Origin of the sequence: Kluyvera genomosp. 1, from assembly GCF_001266615.1 — a bacterium.
GTDB lineage: Bacteria > Pseudomonadota > Gammaproteobacteria > Enterobacterales > Enterobacteriaceae > Kluyvera > Kluyvera cryocrescens_A.
Genome location: NZ_LGHZ01000021.1, coordinates 69,772 through 87,406, shown reverse-complemented (window position 1 = coordinate 87,406; position 17,635 = coordinate 69,772). Strand labels below are relative to the sequence as shown.

Below are 17,635 nucleotides of genomic sequence, written 5' to 3'. Positions count from 1 at the left end.
GCTGGCTATCTGAGGTGATAGCTATGCAAAACCTAACACTGTCACCGGCGGAAATAGAAGAAATAACAGGTTACAGACGCTACACAGAACAGCAGCGACAGCTCAGATGTCACGGAATCCCTTTCACCATCGATGGTAGAAACAGGCCGATTGTTCTGCGTAAAAATCTGGAGCCAGATATTACTGAATTACCAAAGGTTGATGAGTATGTTGCAACGGAACCAAATTTCGACGCCATTTATGGGACGACCACGAAAAAACCCCGCGGATGCGCAGCTGCCGCCCAGGGTTACCAAAAATAAGTACAGCTATGTGTGGAAGCCCAAGGGAACGAAATTAAGCATAACCCTTGGGAAGATCAGAGAAACCAGCATGTCCGCACTTTGGCGGAGATATGAGGAGGAAAAAGCCAAACGTCACGACGTAATGACATTTTCCAAACTGTGGGGAATGTTTCTGGCAAGCCCAACGTTTACAGAACTAGCGGCCAGAACGCAGAAGGATTACCACCAGCACGAAAAGAAACTGTTAGCAGTATTCGGTAAGGTCAAAGCCGACGATATTAAAATTGAGCAAGTCCGCATTTATATGGATAAGAGAGGGATCAGCAGTAAGAACCAGGCAAATCAGGAAGTATCAAGTATGTCGCGGGTATTTGGCTGGGGATTTGAACGAGGTTATGTCCGTAATAATCCATGCAAAGGGATTAGAAAATTTACTCTGGTTGATCGTGATGTCTATATTCCCGACGAGGACTACCTGGCAATTTATGAACATGCTCGCGTAGAGGTTCAGGTAGCAATGGAAATATCGTATTTGTGCGCAGCACGCGAGGGCGACGTTTTTGACTTGATGGTGCAGGATCTTATGACGGATGGAATCTTTATTGAGCAAAACAAAACAGGGAAAAAACAGATTAAGGAATGGACTCCACGGCTACGCGCAGCGATAGATAAAGCGCTGGCGCAATTAGTTGGAAGGTCTGCCGCTGGTTTTGTAGTCCCTAGCCCATCAGGGGGGAGACTGAACCGTAAAACGTTCAATACCTGGTGGAATGATGCCAAGAAAGCAGCAGGACTGAAATTAGGGAAAAAGATCCCTGGAACATTCCACGATATCAAAGCTAAGGCGATTTCAGATTTTGAAGGTAGCAGTAAAGACAAGCAGCTATTCAGCGGACACAAAACCGAAAATCAAGTTACGACCTACGATAGAAAGATCAAAATATCGCCGACATTAAAGGTCCCTATGCTTGATAAGAGGGACAAATAAAAAAGCCCACCAAACGGTGGGCCTTGCTAAAGATTACGCTGCTTTTTTTTCAGAGCAGTTGCAAAGCGGAATAGGAAATGGTTTTCCTTTTTTAGCGTGACGAACAACGCCATCTACACAGGTGGTGTAGCGGAAAATAATTTCACAAGTATTCCCACATTTGCGACAGGTTCCCATAGCCATATAGTCTACGATCCCTGCATACCTGTAAACCCATACAGGTTGCGCATTGTTGGGAGAACCGCTAAACTTCTTTTGCCTTAAACAAGTGTAGCGGATGGGATACCTCCATACACAGTGGAAAGTTTCTCAGACTTCCCACACCTTCAAAAGCCCTGTTCTCAGCAGGGCTTTGTCTTTTTTACTCTTCCACTGATACTAATGGTACCGACCATGGAAGCTTGATGGTACGCATTGGTGTGCGTTCCAACGTAGATTCAAACGCGAGTTTCAACGCAATTGAAGTGAAGTTTTCAAAGAACCATTGGTTAGATTCATAAAACTCTTCTTCAATAGGCTCTTTACCTTCAATATCATAGAAGATGAAAATCTTAAGATTAACTTCAAATGCCAGACCTTCTTCATCTGGATTGTCTAGATCATCAAGAGCACCATCGTCATAACCTTTAACTGAAGCATCAATAGTTAGTTGGGCCCAGCATTTTTCTTGCTCTTCGTCATAACCAGAACCGAAATCGCAGTCACTAACGACTAATTTATACCGCCCACCATCACTGTCTTTGTGTTCAATAAATTGTGATGAGGAAACCTCAAAACCTTTGAACTTTATTCTTTCCAGCATTAGTGACGAGTTCCTTTTTCAATATCCCCGACCCACTTAGTCTCGCGCTCTGAAGTGGCGAAATATTCTTGAGAATAAATCTCTGTTCTTTCGCGTTTCTCGAAGTGAAAGTGAATCTCTTTCTTACCAGCAACCTTCTCTTCAATGGCTGTTTTTACATAGTCGTTTAGACTTTTTCCATCAGCGCAAGCTGCCAAGTAGGCTTTTTTGTGCAAATCAGAACCGATGCGGACGTTGAATGTGCCGCTCATAGGTTTTTCTGGATCCTTGTTCAGGATCTTGCATGTATCCAGATAATCATCAACAGCCTCTTCGAAGGCCCCTTTAAGGCCATCAAGACTCTCAGCTTCATAAGTCACAAGATCATTTACGCACTGAACTTTCCCATGAAGGACACCGTCCTCAAGAGAAAACTCAACACTTCCAAAATAACCTTTATATTTCAGCATATTACTCATAATTATCTAGCTCATCTAAAAGAGTTTTAACTTCCTTGAGTACATACCCTTTTACTATATTACCCGGATGTGGACAGTGAAATGAAATCAACCTGCTCTGCTCATTAACAAATTTTCTTCTTGAACCAGAGCCATTAAGAATTTTAAAGCCATACTGCCCCAGAAGTGTAACAAGCTCTTCCCAGGTGAAATCTTTTGGTAGCGATGCCAATCGCTCCCTTAGTTTCTTGCTTTTACTCATTCCAGTATATCCATCAAGAGCTTGATTGCAACTAAAATTCAGTTGCAGACTATTGTACCGGAAAAATTTCAGAAAGATCATCAAGAAAGACAAAAATCACATCTAAAATTCCGGGGTTATTAGTACATTCATGATAAAAATGAATAAAAACATAAGGTTGGGATGGTTTTCAAAATTACGAACTGACTAACAATGACTAGATAGATTTATCCAATGAGTGCAACACCCCACCCGATTGATACGATGATAAATCCTTGACGCACAATGGGCTAAAAACCATACAGGCATTGTATCAATAAAAAGAAGGTTGTTGTAAAGCGGAACAGATAAAAGATGAACAGGAAAGTAACAGGAGAAGGGGTGGATATACCAAGTGAATATACCAACACTATACCAAGAACCAGAAACAACAAGGGGCTACCTTTCGGTAACCCCTTGTTTAATTTGGCGGAAGCGTAGAGATTCGAACTCTAGAACCCTTTCGGGTCGCCGGTTTTCAAGACCGGTGCCTTCAACCGCTCGGCCACGCTTCCAATGAGGCGCACTATAAACATCCCGAACGGACCTGTAAAGCACCAATATGTTCGTTTGCCTGAAAAACAGCCAAAAAGTTGTTGTTCGTCTGAAAAAACAACAAAACGGCTAGTTTTACAGCGCTTTAGCCGCCTTTTTTCTACTTAGTGTTTTTTGATATACATATCTTTGGTGTAGTAATACCCCAGTCTATCCGGCGTAAATCCGCCAACCCACGGTTTCACTAGGTGCGTACGCACGTAGTGGTACACCGGAATCGCTGGCACATCACGCCCCAGCATATCTTCCGCTTTCTGATAATCACTGGCACGCTGGGCCGCATCCTGCGCCTTCGCCGCATCGCGCAGCGCCTGGTCATAATCCGGGTTGCTGTACTTCGCCGTGTTTTCGCTGTCGCCGGTACGGAAGGTATTCAGGAAGGTTGAGGCATCGTCGTAATCGGCAATCCAGGCGTAACGCACCACATCGAAGTTGCCGGTGTGCATGGTATCCAGCATGGTTTTCCATTCCTGGTTTTGCAGCTTAGCTTCCACACCGAGGTTTTTCTTCCACATCGATGCTGCCGCAATGGCTATCCGCTGGTGTGATTCTGACGTGTTATAAAGCAGATTAAACGACAGTGGATGTGAATCATTGAATCCCGCTTCCGCCAGCAGCTTTTTCGCTTCCGCAATACGCTTGTCGCGAGGCCAGGAGGCGTAATCTGGCCCATGGAGCTTCACGCCGCCAATTTCCGGCTGGCTAATGACCCACGCCGGACGTTGCCCCTGCCCCAACACTTTATCGGCAATAATGTCTTTATCCAGCGCCATATTCAGCGCTCGGCGCACGCGCACATCGTTGAACGGCGCGCGGGTCGTATTGAATTCATAGTAATAGGTGGCTAACTGTGGTGAGACATCAACCTCATCGCCCAGCGTTTTCTGCAACTGGCTGAACTGATTAATCGGCAGTGTATAAACAATATCGACCTCGCCCGCTTTATAGCGGTTAACGTCCGCCGCCTCAGAACGAATTGGCAGATAGGTCACTTTATTAATGACCGTGTGCTTATCATCCCAGTAGCGCGGGTTACGGACGGCGACGATGCGCTCGTTCACGACCCAATCAGATAAAGTATATGCGCCGCTGCCAACAAAATGTTCCGGCTTAACCCATTTATCGCCATAGCGAGTAATCAAGACTTTATCGAGCGGTACCAGCGAAGGGTGCGCCAGCATGGCGAGGAACGATGAAGTTGGCTGCGATAGCGTGACTTCTAAAGTGGTGTCGTTAAGCGCCTTCACGCCGAGCGTATCAGGATCTTTTTTGCCCAGTGCGATATCGGCGGCGTTAACAATATGCATGTTGCCAGGGTAGCTGGCATATGGTGAACCGGTGGCTGGCGTCACCAAACGCTGCCAGCTCCAGACAATATCCTGCGCGGTAATGGCGGAGCCATCTGCCCACGTAATACCGGGACGTAGATGGAAGGTCCAGACGGTGTTGTCTTTATTGTCCCAGGACTCTGCCAGACGCGGCTCAATGCTGCCATCGCCCTTCACCGCCGCCAGTCCGTCAAACAGATCGCTGATAATGTTGAATTCGACATCGCTCTCCACTTTATGCGGATCTAGCGACGCCGGTTCGTTACCGTTGCTGCGCACCAGCGTTTGCTGGTCAGCAAGCGCAGTACCCTCCGGCACGTTTGCGGCCTGTGCAGCTCCTGCCATACCCATTGCCAGAATGACCATTGTGATGTAGTTATGTTTTTGTATTTTCATTTCCATTGCCTTGTTGTTTTAACCCTTTTCACTCTTGGCACGGATACGAAATTACGCAAGTTCTTTCAACAACCTATAAGAGATTGATCTCGCTCTTTCACGCTTTCCCCTAAATTTTGTGAACAGGCAGTAATCCCCTGATAAGGCAGAGTAAAGATGGGTAAAAACATTTGGGTATAAAGGAAAGATTTCTTATGCTGAGCCACTAATAACATCTGTCATAAGAGAGTGACTCATGGATCGCATAATTACATCATCGCGTGACCGCTCATCGCTTTTGAGCACGCACAAAGTCCTGCGTAATACCTATTTCCTGCTGAGCCTGACGCTGGCATTTTCTGCCATCACCGCCACCGCCAGCACCGTGCTGATGCTGCCGTCTCCAGGATTAATCCTGACGCTGGTCGGCATGTACGGTTTGATGTTCCTGACCTATAAAACAGCAGATAAACCGGTTGGTATTCTGTCCGCTTTCGCCTTCACCGGTTTCCTGGGCTATATCCTGGGGCCAATTCTGAACGCTTACCTGTCTGCGGGCATGGGCGACGTTATCGGTATGGCCTTAGGCGGTACAGCGCTGGTGTTCTTCAGCTGCTCAGCGTACGTGTTGACCACCCGTAAGGATATGTCCTTCCTCGGCGGCATGCTGATGGCGGGTATCGTGGTGGTGCTGATTGGTATGGTGGCGAACATCTTCCTACAGCTTCCGGCATTGCACCTGGCGATCAGCGCGGTGTTCATCCTGATCTCTTCCGGCGCAATCCTGTATGAGACCAGCAACATTATCCGCGGTGGTGAAACCAACTATATCCGTGCGACGGTGAGCCTGTACGTTTCCCTGTACAATATCTTCGTCAGCCTGCTGAGCATCCTGGGCTTCGCAAGCCGCGACTAACCCTAAGCTGCTTCAGTATCAAGGCCTCGCTTATGCGGGGCCTTTTTATTTGCTACACTGCCCGCCATCTGTTTGCTGTGTGAAATATTATGCTTATCTACGAAAACACCGAAATTGATACCGATAGCGAAGGCTACCTTAAAGACACCACGCTGTGGAGCGAAGGGCTGGCGCAAGTCATTGCGGCCAATGAAGGGATTGAGCTGAGCCCTGAACACTGGGAAGTGGTTCGTTTCGTGCGTAACTTTTACCTTGAGTTCAACACCTCACCGGCTATCCGTATGCTAGTGAAAGCGATGGCTAACACCTTTGGCGAAGAGAAAGGTAACAGCCGCTATCTATATCGTCTGTTCCCGAAAGGCCCGGCCAAACAGGCAACGAAAATTGCGGGCCTGCCTAAGCCGGTGAAATGCATCTAATAGCGTATGCTAAAGTTGCTCCACGCTTTTTCGGGTTGATGAGGCTCTGACAAAACTTTATCAACCCGGGCACTGCGTGGGCCACCGGATTTTAACCATGTCAGCAGTTTTTCCACCCGCTCGTCTTCACCACAGGCCACGACTTCGACGCTGCCGTCATCCAGATTTTTCGCATAGCCGTGCAGCCCAAGACGTCCCGCTTCCTGTTGCGTGAAGTAGCGAAAGCCGACGCCTTGAACCATACCGTAAACCCAACAAATTACACATTTCTCCACGCGAATTTCCTCTCCCGTCTGTTCACGTCATTCTGACACTGTAGCGTTAATCGCCGTCACATTCTTCCGTCGTTCGTTGCATTTGTGCGGGGAAGTCGGGAAAATGCAGCCTGATTCCTTCAAATGACCAGATATAAAAACTATGAGTGTACGTTTAGTGTTAGCCAAAGGGCGCGAAAAATCATTGCTGCGCCGTCATCCCTGGGTCTTTTCCGGCGCGGTCGCCCGCATGGAAGGCAAAGCCAACCTCGGCGAGACCATTGATATTGTTGACCATCAGGGTAAATGGTTAGCCCGCGGTGCCTATTCTCCGGCGTCGCAAATCCGTGCCCGCGTCTGGACATTTGACGCTAATGAAACCATCGACATTGATTTCTTCGTCCGCCGTCTACAGCAAGCGCAAAGCTGGCGTGACTGGCTGGCGCAAAAAGACGGGCTGGACAGCTATCGTCTCATTGCTGGTGAATCCGACGGTTTACCGGGCATCACTATCGACCGATTTGGTTCATTCCTGGTACTGCAGCTGCTGAGCGCTGGTGCCGAATACCAGCGAGCCGCCCTGATTAGCGCGCTGCAAACGCTCTATCCAGAATGTGCCATTTACGATCGCAGCGACGTGGCCGTGCGTAAAAAAGAAGGGATGGAGCTGACTCAAGGCCCGGTGACCGGCGAATTACCTCCAGCCCTTCTACCGATTGAAGAACACGGTATGAAGCTGCTGGTCGATATCCAGGGCGGCCATAAAACGGGCTACTACCTCGATCAGCGCGACAGCCGTTTGGCAACCCGCCGCTACGTGGCTAATAAACGCGTGCTGAACTGCTTCTCCTACACCGGTGGTTTTGCCGTTTCCGCACTGATGGGCGGATGCAGCCAGGTCACCAGCGTTGATACCTCTCAGGAAGCGCTGGATATTGCGCGCCAGAACGTTGAGCTGAATAAGCTTGATCTGAGCAAAGCGGAGTTTGTTCGTGATGACGTGTTCAAACTGCTGCGTAAATATCGCGATCAGGGCGAAAAGTTTGATGTCATCGTCATGGATCCGCCGAAATTTGTTGAAAACAAAAATCAGCTGATGGGCGCCTGCCGTGGCTATAAAGACATCAATATGCTGGCGATTCAGCTTCTGAACCCGGGCGGGATCCTGCTGACCTTCTCCTGTTCAGGCCTGATGACTACGGATTTATTCCAGAAAATCATCGCCGATGCCGCTGTAGATGCCGGTCGTGATGTACAATTTATAGAGCAGTTCCGTCAGGCAGCCGATCACCCGGTGATTGCGACGTACCCGGAAGGACTGTACTTGAAAGGATTTGCCTGCCGCGTCATGTAACTTGAAAAGCGAAATGGTGTCTATATATAAAGAGTAGGTAGTAGGCGCTGTTTCCCGGGAGGTGTATATGATGATTACCAGCAAATTCGGTATTGGCCAACAGGTGCGTCACTCCTTGTTGGGCTATCTGGGTGTGGTGGTGGATATCGACCCGGTTTACTCGCTTGACGATCCCGAGCCCGACGATCTGGCGGCCAACGATGAGCTTCGTGCGTTGCCCTGGTATCACGTGGTGATGGAAGACGATGACGGCCAGCCAATGCACACCTATCTGGCCGAAGCGCAGTTAAGCAGTGAGCCACGTGAGGATCATCCAGAGCAACCCACGATGGATGAACTGGCCCGCACCATTCGCCGACAGCTACAGGCACCGCGGCTACGCAACTAGTCGCCCGCTAAAATGAAGAAACCCCGCTATGCGGGGTTTTTTATTACTTCGCCAGACCAAGCCGCGGTATTTCGATTGCCGGACAGCGATCCATCACCACGTTCAGCCCTGCATTGCGCGCTAGAACCGCAGCCTGTTCATTGATGACACCAAGCTGCAGCCACAGCGTTTTTGCACCTATCGCAATCGCCTCCTGCGCAACGCCCCACGCGGCTTCCGAATTGCGGAATACGTCAACCATATCCACTTTTTCCGGCACGTCTGCCAACGTGGCGTAGCCTTTTTGCCCCAGCAGTGTGCCACCGGCTACCTTAGGTGAAACCGGGATCACGTGATAGCCTTGATCCAACAGATATTTCATGACCCGATAGCTCGGGCGGTCCGGTTTATCGCTGGCTCCCACCAGCGCGATGGTGCGCGTTGTGGTCAAAATACTGGCAATATCGTTTTCAGTCATCATTATCCTCCTGGCCAATCACTTAAGTGTATGTCAGACCACCGCTGTCGCGCGTCAAATTTTTGCCAATCAGGGCTTGCAGCCTGATTTGCTTGCAGTAATCTGTCTGGATTACACACTTAGGGATGGTTTTATGGAACTCACTACTCGCACCCTGGCGGCGCGTAAACACATTGCGCTGGTTGCGCACGACCACTGCAAAGATATGCTGATGAAATGGGTACAGCGCCATAAAGAGTGCCTGGCACAGCATACGCTGTCCGCCACCGGCACTACTGGTAATCTGGTGCAGCGAGCAACGGGCCTGGAAGTTAAAGCTCTACTGAGCGGCCCAATGGGCGGCGACCAGCAGGTCGGCGCGCTGATTTCGGAAGGTAAAATTGATGTTCTGATCTTCTTCTGGGACCCGCTTAACGCAGTACCGCATGACCCGGACGTCAAAGCCTTGCTGCGTCTGGCAACCGTCTGGAACATTCCTGTTGCCACCAACGCCTCCACCGCTGATTTTATTATCCAGTCACCCAAATTCGGTGAGCCGGTTGATATTCTGATCCCAGATTACCAGCGCTATCTTGCCGAACGCTTGAAGTAAACCGATACACATTCCGGCACCGCAACAGCGGCGCCGGTTCTCATCACGGTTTGCGTGCCACGGGTACCGACAGCTGCTTTAAAATCTCAACAAACGGCGATGGCTGGGCCTTATTAAACAACAGCCACACTCTTTGCTTCGCACGCGTGATAGCGACATACAGCAACCGACGCTCTTCTGCATCCGGGAAATCTTCCGGCTCCGGCAGTAACGCCTGTTCCATAATCGACTCCCTCGTAGGGGCCGGGAAACCATCAAAACCCTCCTGAAGCCCCAATACAATGACATAATCTGCCTGTTGGCCTTTGCTGGCGTGGATGGTCATAAAATCAATATTAAGATTTGGCCATCGGGTTGCCGCTTTGCCGAGCGCGGCCGGTTTCAGATGATGATAACGAGCGAGCACCAAAATTCGCTGGTCAGGGGTGGCGTAACCACTGAGTTTATCGAACAAATCATCAAGCTTGTCGTCTTCCAGCAGCGTGACCGCGTTTTTATCTCCCACACTCAAACTGTTAAGCGGCTTAGTTAATTGATGCGGGTTTTGCTGAATAAAGCGGTTGGCTATCTCACCAATACGGCCATTGAAGCGGTAGGTAGTATCCAGCGCACAGTTATCCCCTTCACCAAAATAGTGGTTGAACGCAGTGGTCAGCGACAGTTGCGCACCGCTGAAGCGGTAGATAGCCTGCCAATCATCCCCCACCGCATAGAGCGAGGTTTGTGAATTCTGTTTTCGCAGCGCCGCCAAAAGCGCCGCTCGCTGCGGAGAGATATCCTGAAATTCATCAACCAGAATATGCTTCCACGGGCTGACAAATTTACCTTTTTCCAGAATGATAATCGCCTGATGGATAAGCCCTGAGAAATCTACCGCCCCCTCATCTTTCAGCGCGGTTTTCCATGCTTTCAGCAATGGCGCCATCAACTTAATCCGCTTACCGAATAGCTCGCGGACTTCCTCCGGTGCAGCAGCAATCATTTCTGCCTGTGCACCGCCGTGCATCCGCATCAGGCTTACCCAGCGATCCAGGCGACTGCCCATTCGCTTGAGGATTTTTTCATTTTCCCAGAAGTTGTCATCAGCGACATCCCAGCCCAACTCGTCCTGCAGCCAAAGCCGCCAACCTTTCGCCTGGGCTTTTTTCTCCCGGCACTGGGACTGCCAACACTCGGTGAACAGGGCATAGCGCGCCGCGGCATCATTTTCGAGTTTACTGACCACCGGCACTTTTTTACTTCCCTGCTGAATGATAAACAGCGCCAGCGCGTGGAAGGTTCTCGCTGTAATCGCGTCGGTATGCAGCCGCTCCTGTAAACGCTCGTCCATCTCTTGCGCCGCTTTACGACCAAACGCCAGCAGCAGTATTTGCTCGGCCGACGCTTCACCGCGCGCCAACAGCCATCCCGCGCGCGCCACCAACACGGAGGTTTTACCGCTACCCGCACCAGCCAACACCAGCAGCGATCGTTCGCCGTTCACCACGGCTTGCGCCTGTGACGTATTTAACGGTGAGGATTCAATCTGAGCAAAAAATTCGCTGTATTGAGAAAGCATGGCCTCAGTGTAGCGTTGGTTGTGCTTCGCCCTGCCACTTTCTTTATCAGCCAGCCAGGCCTGGCACTGCTGCCAGGCATCGCGGCAGTTATCAAACTCGGCAAGACGACTGGTCGGCAACGGTAGCCCTTCAAGAGCCGCGACAATTTGCTGGCGGATTGCCTGCGCCTTGTGCCGGGTCAACCATTGAGTTTCAACGCTGCTTCCCGCGATAATGGACAACTGCGACTGAAGGAGCTCAGCGGCGATAGCGCTCATTTCTGCGCTCCATTCCTGCCATAGCCCCAACAGATGACGATGGAAGCGCTGCGTATCTGCCCACTCAGTGCCATGTAGGCGAACCACCTTATCCTCAGGCAGAACAAACTCCAGCTCGCCCCATACCAAGCCGCGCTTGCAGTTGATACTTAATAACTGATTAAAAGGAATGAGATATTCGTGCTGAGGGCCCGATACCCTGACGCCCGCGTTGAGGAGCTCAACCCGGTCGTAAGGATGCTGCGCCATGCGCTTGCCCAGCGTCGTTGCTTTTAATTCCATGTCATGCCGAGTCCTGACTTTTTTCGATATCTCACAGTGTAACCGCCAGAGAATAGGTGCTCCAGCCTAAAAAAACGTTACAATCATTAGGTCTTATTTTTCACAGCACTGCACAGAGGATTTATGCGTACTGTTCTGAATATTTTGAATTTTGTATTAGGTGGTTTTCTGACAACACTGGGCTGGCTGATAGCAACGCTGTTCAGTATCGTGCTCATTATCACTCTGCCGCTCACGCGCTCATGCTGGGAAATTACCAAGCTGTCGCTGCTGCCCTACGGCAATGAAGCGGTACATGTAGACGAATTAGAGCCTGGTGCAAAAAGCAGCGTGATGAATGCTGGCGGCACGGTGCTCAATATTGTCTGGCTGGTGCTGTTTGGCTGGTGGCTGTGCCTGACCCACATCATGGCGGGTATTGCACAATGTGTGACGATTATTGGTATCCCAGTGGGTATCGCAAACTTCAAAATTGCCGCTATCGCCCTGTGGCCGGTTGGCCGTCGTGTGGTACCTGTTGAAGTCGCCCGAGCAGCCCGCGAAGCTAACGCTCGCCGTCGTTTTCAGTAAATCAGGACTCATCACACAAGATGCTAAGCCCTTTGCTTCGCCGCTATACATGGAACAGCGCATGGCTGTATAACGCCAGAATTTTTATCGCGCTCGTTGGGACCTGCGCTCTGCCGTGGTGGCTGGGCGACGTTAAGTTGACTATCCCGCTCACACTGGGAGTCGTCGCCGCGGCGCTGACCGATTTAGACGATCGTTTAAGCGGGCGGCTGCGCAATCTGGTTATTACGCTGATCTGCTTCTTTATTGCCTCCGCTTCCGTCGAGATTCTCTTTCCGTGGCCGTGGCTGTTCGCGCTGGGTTTAACCGCATCGACTATCGGCTTTATTTTGCTTGGTGGCCTTGGACAGCGCTATGCGACTATCGCTTTTGGTGCACTGCTGATCGCAATTTACACCATGCTCGGCGTATCTCTATACAGTCACTGGTATATACAGCCTCTGCTGCTGATTGCCGGTGCGGTCTGGTATAACCTGTTAACCCTGACTGGGCATCTGATTTTCCCTATTCGCCCACTGCAGGATAACCTCGCCCGTAGCTACGAGCAGCTCGCCCACTATCTTGAGCTGAAATCACGTCTGTTTGACCCTGACCTTGACGATGAAGATCAGGCACCACTGTACGATCTTGCGTTAGCTAATGGGCAACTGATGGCCACGCTAAATCAAACTAAAGCTTCATTATTAACACGTCTGCGCGGCGACCGCGGTCAACGCAGCACTCGTCGAACCTTGCACTATTATTTTGTGGCTCAAGATATCCATGAACGCGCCAGTTCGTCGCATATTCAATATCAGGCTCTTCGGGATAACTTCCGCTACAGCGATGTGATGTTCCGTTTTCAGCGACTTCTGTCAATGCAATCGATGGCCTGCCAGTCTTTAGCAAAAGCCATTTTGCTACGCACCCCATACCAGCACGATGCCCGGTTTGAACGTGCATTTACTCATCTCGACGCCGCACTCGATCGTGTTCGCGCCAGTAGCGCTGCGCCAGAGCAAATAAAAGCGTTGGGTTTTCTGCTGAACAATTTGCGCGCCATTGACGCGCAGCTAGCGACGATTGAGTCCGAACAGCTTCAGTCACAGATGAAGAGCGAAACGGAAACTCTGCTGGCCGACGATAGCCTGCACGGATTTGATGATATTCGTTCGCGTCTCAGCCGTAATATGTCCCCGGAGTCTGCGCTTTTTCGTCATGCAGTGCGCATGTCATTGGTTCTATGCGCGGGCTATGCCTTTATTCAATTCACCGGCCTTCAGCACGGTTATTGGATTTTGCTGACCAGCCTGTTCGTCTGCCAGCCAAACTATAACGCCACTCGGCACCGGCTGGCACTGCGTATTATCGGTACCCTCGTCGGCGTGGCTCTCGGCTTACCTATTCTCTTGCTGGTCCCTTCTCTTGAAGGGCAACTGGTTCTGATTGTGATAACTGGCGTGCTTTTTTTCGCTTTCCGCAACGTACAGTATGCCCATGCAACGATGTTCATTACATTATTGGTGCTACTGTGTTTCAACCTACTCGGCGAAGGATTTGAAGTGGCACTGCCGCGCGTCATTGATACGCTGATTGGATGTGGGATTGCGTGGATTGCGGTGAGCTTTGTCTGGCCGGATTGGAAGTTTCGTAATTTACCTCGCGTGCTCGAGCGCGCTGTCGATGCAAACTGTCGCTATCTTGATGCCATTCTGGAGCAATACCATCAGGGACGTGACAATCGTCTGGCCTATCGGATAGCACGACGTGATGCTCATAATCGCGATGCGGAACTGGCATCTGTTGTATCAAACATGTCGACTGAGCCAAAAGTTACTGCGGAAATGCGTGAAACCGCTTTTCGTCTGCTTTGTCTGAATCACACTCTGACAAGCTATATCTCAGCGCTGGGCGCCCACCGCGAGAAATTAACGACACCTGAAATCCTTGCTCTACTGGACGATGCAGTCTGCTATGTCGATGATGCGTTACACCACCAGCCTTCTGATGAAGACCGAGTGCAGCTGGCATTAACGGGGTTAGCCGCACGAATTCATCATCTCGATACTCGTCCTGACAGCAAAGAGCCATTAGTACTGCAACAAATCGGTTTAATGATTTCACTGTTACCGGAAATCTGTCGGCTGCAAAAGCAGGTTCTGGCTTAATACCAAATCATTTAGTTCTTTTTGATGCTGGTTTGCACCCAGCTCTGCAGCTCCTGGCGCCTTTGCGCCGGGAGTGCTGCGGCATGGACACCCCTAATGGCTCCCTCAAGCGAATACAGCACGTTAATACTGATCTGCTTACGAATCCTGCGAAGACGTAGCCACGCGGCTTCCGCACCAATTTGTCGTAGCGCCCAGGAATCCGTCACTCCGGCTTCATTCAGCAATAATTCCATATGAAAGGAGAGATTCGGTAAATCCTTTAAGCGTTGTGACATCCGTTGTTGTGATTTCTCTCGCCGCGCATCCTCCAGCGAGGATAAACCAAGCTGTAGCAAAACAGGTTGATCCAGCCAAAGAGCGGCGTCCACACGAAAGTACTTTAACTGCAACGGCATACCGCGTTTGCGTAGCGTTAATAATGGCGGCGCGTGTTGAGCGAGATAAGTGGCATTCTCCTCACACATCCGCAGATACAATTCACCCTCTGCAACCATAGCAAAGACCGTATTGTCGACTGCAAGACTGTAACCGCCGAATAACGCCCGTGACCTGATTTTCCCCAATATGGAAAAACATTCCTGGGATTGATAAATCCGTTTATATGATATTGCTTTCATGATTAATCCTTAATAATCATGTAGATGAATACATTTCAAATGTTAATAGAACATTTAATAAGCAACATAGGGAAGTTCGCTTAGTACGGCAAGATGAATTTTTAATTCCGCGCAATTAGTGTGCAATTTTGCGAGTTACTTTCAGAAAATGGGTTGATCTTTAGTGAGACGGGTAGTACTGTATATGCATACAGTAACCCACAAGGTTGGATTAGCTATGTATACTTCTGGTGCCGTAAATCATTCTTCTACCGCTGTCGCAACAACGGCTTCTCATGCTTTTACTACTGCAAAAAGCACCTCCTCGGCTTTAATTAGCGAAGTGCTCTATCGAGAAGATCAGCCAATGATGGCACAACTCTTATTGTTGCCATTACTTCAGCAGCTAGGACAACAGTCGCGCTGGCAGCTTTGGCTGACTCCGCAGCAGAAGCTGAGTCGTCAGTGGGTGCAAGAATCAGGTCTGCCGTTAACGAAAGTAATGCAGCTGCGTCAAATGTTGCCATGCGATATGCTCGATTCCATGGTACGCGCATCGCGCACGGGTAACTATAGTGTTGTTATCGGCTGGTTAACGGATGAATTATCAGCAGAAGAGCATGCGCGTTTACAGGCCGCTGCCGAGGAAGGTAATGCCATGGTGCTCATAATGCGTCCAATTCAGTCGACATTACACCCCACTGGACAATTTAATGGGCTAAAAATTCACTCAAATTTGTTCCATTAACCGAAATTAGGAATTTTCCTGGTATTTTTTTTGCAACTTTTTTATCTCTTAGATTTCCTGATAGTTTTTTCTCAGAAGGCTTGTCTGGTGCGGTTTCCAGTATTTTGCGCTGCTCAATTTCTCAACATATTTGTTAAATATTGCGTATACAACTCTTTTTTTTTCATAAGCCTGACGGAGTTCACACTTGTAAGTTTCGAACGACGTTGTAGACTTTACATCGCCAGGGGTGCTCAGCTTACACCGCAGATATCTGCTAAGTAATTCACTAAGCCACACCCCGGTGGAAGGATTTAACCGTGAGTCTATTTAGAACTTCATGGCAAATTTTGGATGATAACGAGGCGCAAAAAATGAAAAAGACAGCTATCGCGATTGCAGTGGCACTGGCAGGCTTCGCTTCTGTAGCGCAGGCCGCTCCGCAAGACAACACCTGGTATGCTGGTGGTAAACTGGGCTGGTCTCAGTTCCATGACACTGGCTGGTACCAGAGTGACCTGAACAACAACGGTTCTACCCATAACAGCCAGCTGGGCGCAGGCGCGTTCGGTGGCTACCAGGTTAACCCGTACGTTGGTTTCGAAATGGGTTACGACTGGTTGGGCCGTATGGAATACACCGGTAGCCAGACTAACGGTGCTCTGAAAGCTCAAGGCGTTCAGCTGACCGCTAAACTGGGTTACCCAATCACTGACGATCTGGACATCTATACTCGTCTGGGTGGTATGGTATGGCGTGCTGACTCCAGCAACAACATCGCTGGCGATCACCACGACACCGGCGTTTCCCCAGTATTCGCTGGCGGCGTTGAGTGGGCTGTGACTCGTGACATCGCTACCCGTCTGGAATACCAGTGGGTTAACAACATCGGCGACGCAAACACCGTTGGTGTTCGTCCTGACAACGGCATGCTGAGCGTAGGCGTTTCCTACCGTTTCGGCCAGCAGGATGCAGCGGCTCCAGTAATCGCTCCAGCTCCAGCTCCAGCTCCAGAAGTACAGACCAAACACTTCACTCTGAAGTCTGACGTTCTGTTCAACTTCAACAAAGCTACCCTGAAACCAGAAGGTAAGCAGGCTCTGGATCAGATGTACAGCCAGCTGAGCAACCTGGATCCGAAAGACGGTTCCGTAGTCGTTCTGGGCTTCACTGACCGCATCGGTTCTGACGCTTACAACCAGGGTCTGTCCGAGAAACGTGCTCAGTCCGTAGTTGACTACCTGGTATCTAAAGGTATCCCTTCTGACAAAATCTCCGCACGTGGCATGGGTAAATCTAACCCAGTTACCGGCAGCACCTGTGATGGCGTGAAAGCGAAAGCTGCGCTGATCGACTGCCTGGCACCAGATCGTCGCGTTGAGATCGAAGTTAAAGGTAGCAAAGACGTTGTAACTCAGCCTCAGGCTTAAGTTATCGTCTAATAAAAAACCCCGCACTGCGGGGTTTTTTTTTAACTATAGTTTTTGTGGCGACAAGCGACATCTGAATACGCTTACTTGTCTTTGCCCAGCATGGCCTCGAGATCCTGCTTAAGGCTGGACATCTTGGTTGCATACTTTTCTTTATTCTCGGCATCTTCAATCAGTTGGACGACAGTTTCGGATAACGTTTTTCCACGACGTTGCGCTAAACCTGCCAGCCGTTGCCAAACGGCAAACTCAAGATCGATAGACTTCTTGCGAGTATGCTGGTGCTCTGCATTAAAATGGCGCTTACGGCGTGCACGAATCGTCTGCTTCATCCGGTTAACCAGATGTGGATTAATATGCTGGTCAATCCAATCATGCACCTGAACCGGTTCATGCTCTAGTTTGAGCAAAACATCGACGGCCTCTTGTGCGGCGCTGGCTTCAATGTAGCGAGTGATAGGTTCACCTTCCCGGTGCTTTTTAACCAGGTATTTCCACTTCCAGCCGCTTTCAAGATTTTCCAGTTGTTGATATTTCATTGCGATCTCAGTGTGACCGTGTAACTCTTTTCAGAATAACAGTTTTTTCTCAATGTGCTGAGAAGAAATCTGCAACTGTGATACGTAATGGGCCAA

General features: G+C 49.8%; 20 protein-coding genes and 1 tRNA gene. 11 read left to right on the top strand and 10 right to left on the bottom strand.

Annotation, left to right across the window (positions count from 1 at the left end; translation table 11 throughout):
• Positions 1-23 precede the first annotated feature (23 nt).
• On the top strand, positions 24-302 hold the full coding sequence (locus KP80_RS22480; RefSeq protein ID WP_072129105.1) for a DUF4224 domain-containing protein: 279 nt from the start codon (positions 24-26) through the stop codon (positions 300-302).
• On the top strand, positions 241-1,272 hold the full coding sequence (locus KP80_RS13065) for a tyrosine-type recombinase/integrase (protein WP_052284149.1): 1,032 nt from the start codon (positions 241-243) through the stop codon (positions 1,270-1,272). The genes KP80_RS22480 and KP80_RS13065 overlap by 62 nt, the downstream gene beginning before the upstream one ends.
• 361 nt (positions 1,273-1,633) lie before the next feature.
• Here the strand turns inward: KP80_RS13065 and KP80_RS13060 are convergent, their stop codons facing one another.
• The 5 genes from KP80_RS13060 to KP80_RS13040 all read right to left on the bottom strand — a co-directional run bounded on the left by KP80_RS13060 (position 1,634) and on the right by KP80_RS13040 (position 5,070).
• Positions 1,634-2,074 carry a hypothetical protein gene (locus tag KP80_RS13060; protein ID WP_052284081.1) on the bottom strand — a complete coding sequence of 147 codons (441 nt, stop codon included), beginning with the start codon at positions 2,072-2,074 and terminating at the stop codon, positions 1,634-1,636.
• Complete coding sequence (locus KP80_RS13055) at positions 2,074-2,532, bottom strand: type II toxin-antitoxin system HicB family antitoxin (RefSeq protein WP_052284080.1); 459 nt, start codon at positions 2,530-2,532, stop codon at positions 2,074-2,076. Before KP80_RS13055 ends, KP80_RS13060 begins: the two co-directional genes overlap by 1 nt.
• Entirely contained in the window at positions 2,525-2,773 is a 249-nt protein-coding gene (locus tag KP80_RS13050; protein WP_052284148.1) for a type II toxin-antitoxin system HicA family toxin, read from the bottom strand. The genes KP80_RS13055 and KP80_RS13050 overlap by 8 nt, the downstream gene beginning before the upstream one ends.
• A gap of 445 nt (positions 2,774-3,218) precedes the next feature.
• Positions 3,219-3,306, bottom strand: a tRNA-Ser gene (locus KP80_RS13045).
• Positions 3,307-3,450: 144 nt separating this feature from the next.
• Positions 3,451-5,070, bottom strand: a complete 1,620-nt coding sequence (locus tag KP80_RS13040; protein ID WP_052284079.1) for an ABC transporter substrate-binding protein — start codon at positions 5,068-5,070, stop codon at positions 3,451-3,453.
• Between the two features lie 235 nt (positions 5,071-5,305).
• Between KP80_RS13040 and yccA the strand changes: the two genes are divergently transcribed.
• Both yccA and tusE read left to right on the top strand, forming a co-directional pair.
• On the top strand, positions 5,306-5,965 hold the full coding sequence (gene yccA, locus KP80_RS13035) for an FtsH protease modulator YccA (protein ID WP_052284078.1): 660 nt from the start codon (positions 5,306-5,308) through the stop codon (positions 5,963-5,965).
• Positions 5,966-6,054: 89 nt separating this feature from the next.
• On the top strand, positions 6,055-6,384 hold the full coding sequence (gene tusE / locus KP80_RS13030; protein ID WP_052284077.1) for a sulfurtransferase TusE: 330 nt from the start codon (positions 6,055-6,057) through the stop codon (positions 6,382-6,384).
• Here tusE and yccX read toward each other — a convergent pair.
• Complete coding sequence (gene yccX, locus KP80_RS13025) at positions 6,381-6,659, bottom strand: acylphosphatase (RefSeq protein WP_269432224.1); 279 nt, start codon at positions 6,657-6,659, stop codon at positions 6,381-6,383. The genes tusE and yccX overlap by 4 nt on opposite strands.
• Before the next feature lie 142 nt (positions 6,660-6,801).
• Here yccX and rlmI point away from each other — a divergent pair, with 142 nt between their 5' ends.
• Together rlmI and hspQ are read left to right on the top strand one after the other, a co-directional pair.
• Positions 6,802-7,992, top strand: coding sequence for a 23S rRNA (cytosine(1962)-C(5))-methyltransferase RlmI (rlmI, locus tag KP80_RS13020; RefSeq protein WP_052284075.1), 1,191 nt, complete (start codon positions 6,802-6,804; stop codon positions 7,990-7,992).
• 70 nt (positions 7,993-8,062) lie between these two features.
• Positions 8,063-8,380, top strand: coding sequence for a heat shock protein HspQ (gene hspQ, locus KP80_RS13015; RefSeq protein WP_052284074.1), 318 nt, complete (start codon positions 8,063-8,065; stop codon positions 8,378-8,380).
• A gap of 43 nt (positions 8,381-8,423) precedes the next feature.
• Here hspQ and KP80_RS13010 read toward each other — a convergent pair whose 3' ends face one another.
• Positions 8,424-8,837, bottom strand: coding sequence for a CoA-binding protein (locus tag KP80_RS13010; protein WP_052284073.1), 414 nt, complete (start codon positions 8,835-8,837; stop codon positions 8,424-8,426).
• 133 nt (positions 8,838-8,970) lie between these two features.
• Here KP80_RS13010 and mgsA point away from each other — a divergent pair, with 133 nt between their 5' ends.
• Positions 8,971-9,429, top strand: coding sequence for a methylglyoxal synthase (mgsA, locus tag KP80_RS13005; protein ID WP_052284072.1), 459 nt, complete (start codon positions 8,971-8,973; stop codon positions 9,427-9,429).
• Between the two features lie 43 nt (positions 9,430-9,472).
• Here the strand turns inward: mgsA and helD are convergent, their stop codons facing one another.
• On the bottom strand, positions 9,473-11,527 hold the full coding sequence (gene helD, locus KP80_RS13000; RefSeq protein WP_052284071.1) for a DNA helicase IV: 2,055 nt from the start codon (positions 11,525-11,527) through the stop codon (positions 9,473-9,475).
• 123 nt (positions 11,528-11,650) lie between these two features.
• On the opposite strand from helD, the gene KP80_RS12995 reads away from it, so the two are divergent.
• Both KP80_RS12995 and yccS read left to right on the top strand, forming a co-directional pair.
• On the top strand, positions 11,651-12,097 hold the full coding sequence (locus KP80_RS12995) for a YccF domain-containing protein (protein WP_052284070.1): 447 nt from the start codon (positions 11,651-11,653) through the stop codon (positions 12,095-12,097).
• A 20-nt stretch (positions 12,098-12,117) separates the two neighbouring features.
• Positions 12,118-14,244: a YccS family putative transporter gene (gene yccS / locus KP80_RS12990; RefSeq protein ID WP_052284069.1), complete on the top strand. Its 2,127-nt coding sequence runs from the start codon at positions 12,118-12,120 to the stop codon at positions 14,242-14,244.
• Positions 14,245-14,255: 11 nt separating this feature from the next.
• On the opposite strand, the gene KP80_RS12985 is transcribed toward yccS, so the two are convergent.
• Positions 14,256-14,864, bottom strand: coding sequence for a TfoX/Sxy family DNA transformation protein (locus KP80_RS12985; protein ID WP_052284068.1), 609 nt, complete (start codon positions 14,862-14,864; stop codon positions 14,256-14,258).
• Between the two features lie 217 nt (positions 14,865-15,081).
• On the opposite strand from KP80_RS12985, the gene sulA reads away from it, so the two are divergent.
• The gene (gene sulA, locus KP80_RS12980) at positions 15,082-15,591 is read left to right on the top strand and encodes an SOS-induced cell division inhibitor SulA (RefSeq protein ID WP_052284067.1); all 510 of its coding nucleotides are present in this window, start codon (positions 15,082-15,084) and stop codon (positions 15,589-15,591) included.
• Positions 15,592-15,944: 353 nt separating this feature from the next.
• Entirely contained in the window at positions 15,945-17,000 is a 1,056-nt protein-coding gene (gene ompA, locus KP80_RS12975; RefSeq protein ID WP_052284066.1) for a porin OmpA, read from the top strand.
• A gap of 83 nt (positions 17,001-17,083) precedes the next feature.
• Here ompA and matP read toward each other — a convergent pair whose 3' ends face one another.
• A complete protein-coding gene (matP, locus tag KP80_RS12970) occupies positions 17,084-17,539 on the bottom strand; it encodes a macrodomain Ter protein MatP (protein ID WP_052284065.1) in 456 nt (151 codons plus the stop codon).
• Positions 17,540-17,635 lie beyond the last annotated feature (96 nt).

What these genes read in the sequence shown, in the direction of transcription:
- rlmI (WP_052284075.1), top strand. Translation starts at nt 6,802, where the DNA reads ATGAGTGTACGTTTAGTGTTAGCCAAAGGGCGCGAAAAATCATTGCTG.
- KP80_RS13010 (WP_052284073.1), bottom strand. Translation starts at nt 8,837, where the DNA reads ATGACTGAAAACGATATTGCCAGTATTTTGACCACAACGCGCACCATC.
- KP80_RS13065 (WP_052284149.1), top strand. Translation starts at nt 241, where the DNA reads ATGGGACGACCACGAAAAAACCCCGCGGATGCGCAGCTGCCGCCCAGG.
- tusE (WP_052284077.1), top strand. Translation starts at nt 6,055, where the DNA reads ATGCTTATCTACGAAAACACCGAAATTGATACCGATAGCGAAGGCTAC.
- matP (WP_052284065.1), bottom strand. Translation starts at nt 17,539, where the DNA reads ATGAAATATCAACAACTGGAAAATCTTGAAAGCGGCTGGAAGTGGAAA.
- helD (WP_052284071.1), bottom strand. Translation starts at nt 11,527, where the DNA reads ATGGAATTAAAAGCAACGACGCTGGGCAAGCGCATGGCGCAGCATCCT.
- KP80_RS12985 (WP_052284068.1), bottom strand. Translation starts at nt 14,864, where the DNA reads ATGAAAGCAATATCATATAAACGGATTTATCAATCCCAGGAATGTTTT.
- sulA (WP_052284067.1), top strand. Translation starts at nt 15,082, where the DNA reads ATGTATACTTCTGGTGCCGTAAATCATTCTTCTACCGCTGTCGCAACA.
- hspQ (WP_052284074.1), top strand. Translation starts at nt 8,063, where the DNA reads ATGATTACCAGCAAATTCGGTATTGGCCAACAGGTGCGTCACTCCTTG.
- KP80_RS13060 (WP_052284081.1), bottom strand. Translation starts at nt 2,074, where the DNA reads ATGCTGGAAAGAATAAAGTTCAAAGGTTTTGAGGTTTCCTCATCACAA.
- KP80_RS13050 (WP_052284148.1), bottom strand. Translation starts at nt 2,773, where the DNA reads ATGAGTAAAAGCAAGAAACTAAGGGAGCGATTGGCATCGCTACCAAAA.
- KP80_RS13055 (WP_052284080.1), bottom strand. Translation starts at nt 2,532, where the DNA reads ATGAGTAATATGCTGAAATATAAAGGTTATTTTGGAAGTGTTGAGTTT.
- yccA (WP_052284078.1), top strand. Translation starts at nt 5,306, where the DNA reads ATGGATCGCATAATTACATCATCGCGTGACCGCTCATCGCTTTTGAGC.
- mgsA (WP_052284072.1), top strand. Translation starts at nt 8,971, where the DNA reads ATGGAACTCACTACTCGCACCCTGGCGGCGCGTAAACACATTGCGCTG.
- KP80_RS13040 (WP_052284079.1), bottom strand. Translation starts at nt 5,070, where the DNA reads ATGAAAATACAAAAACATAACTACATCACAATGGTCATTCTGGCAATG.
- KP80_RS22480 (WP_072129105.1), top strand. Translation starts at nt 24, where the DNA reads ATGCAAAACCTAACACTGTCACCGGCGGAAATAGAAGAAATAACAGGT.
- yccS (WP_052284069.1), top strand. Translation starts at nt 12,118, where the DNA reads ATGCTAAGCCCTTTGCTTCGCCGCTATACATGGAACAGCGCATGGCTG.
- ompA (WP_052284066.1), top strand. Translation starts at nt 15,945, where the DNA reads ATGAAAAAGACAGCTATCGCGATTGCAGTGGCACTGGCAGGCTTCGCT.
- KP80_RS12995 (WP_052284070.1), top strand. Translation starts at nt 11,651, where the DNA reads ATGCGTACTGTTCTGAATATTTTGAATTTTGTATTAGGTGGTTTTCTG.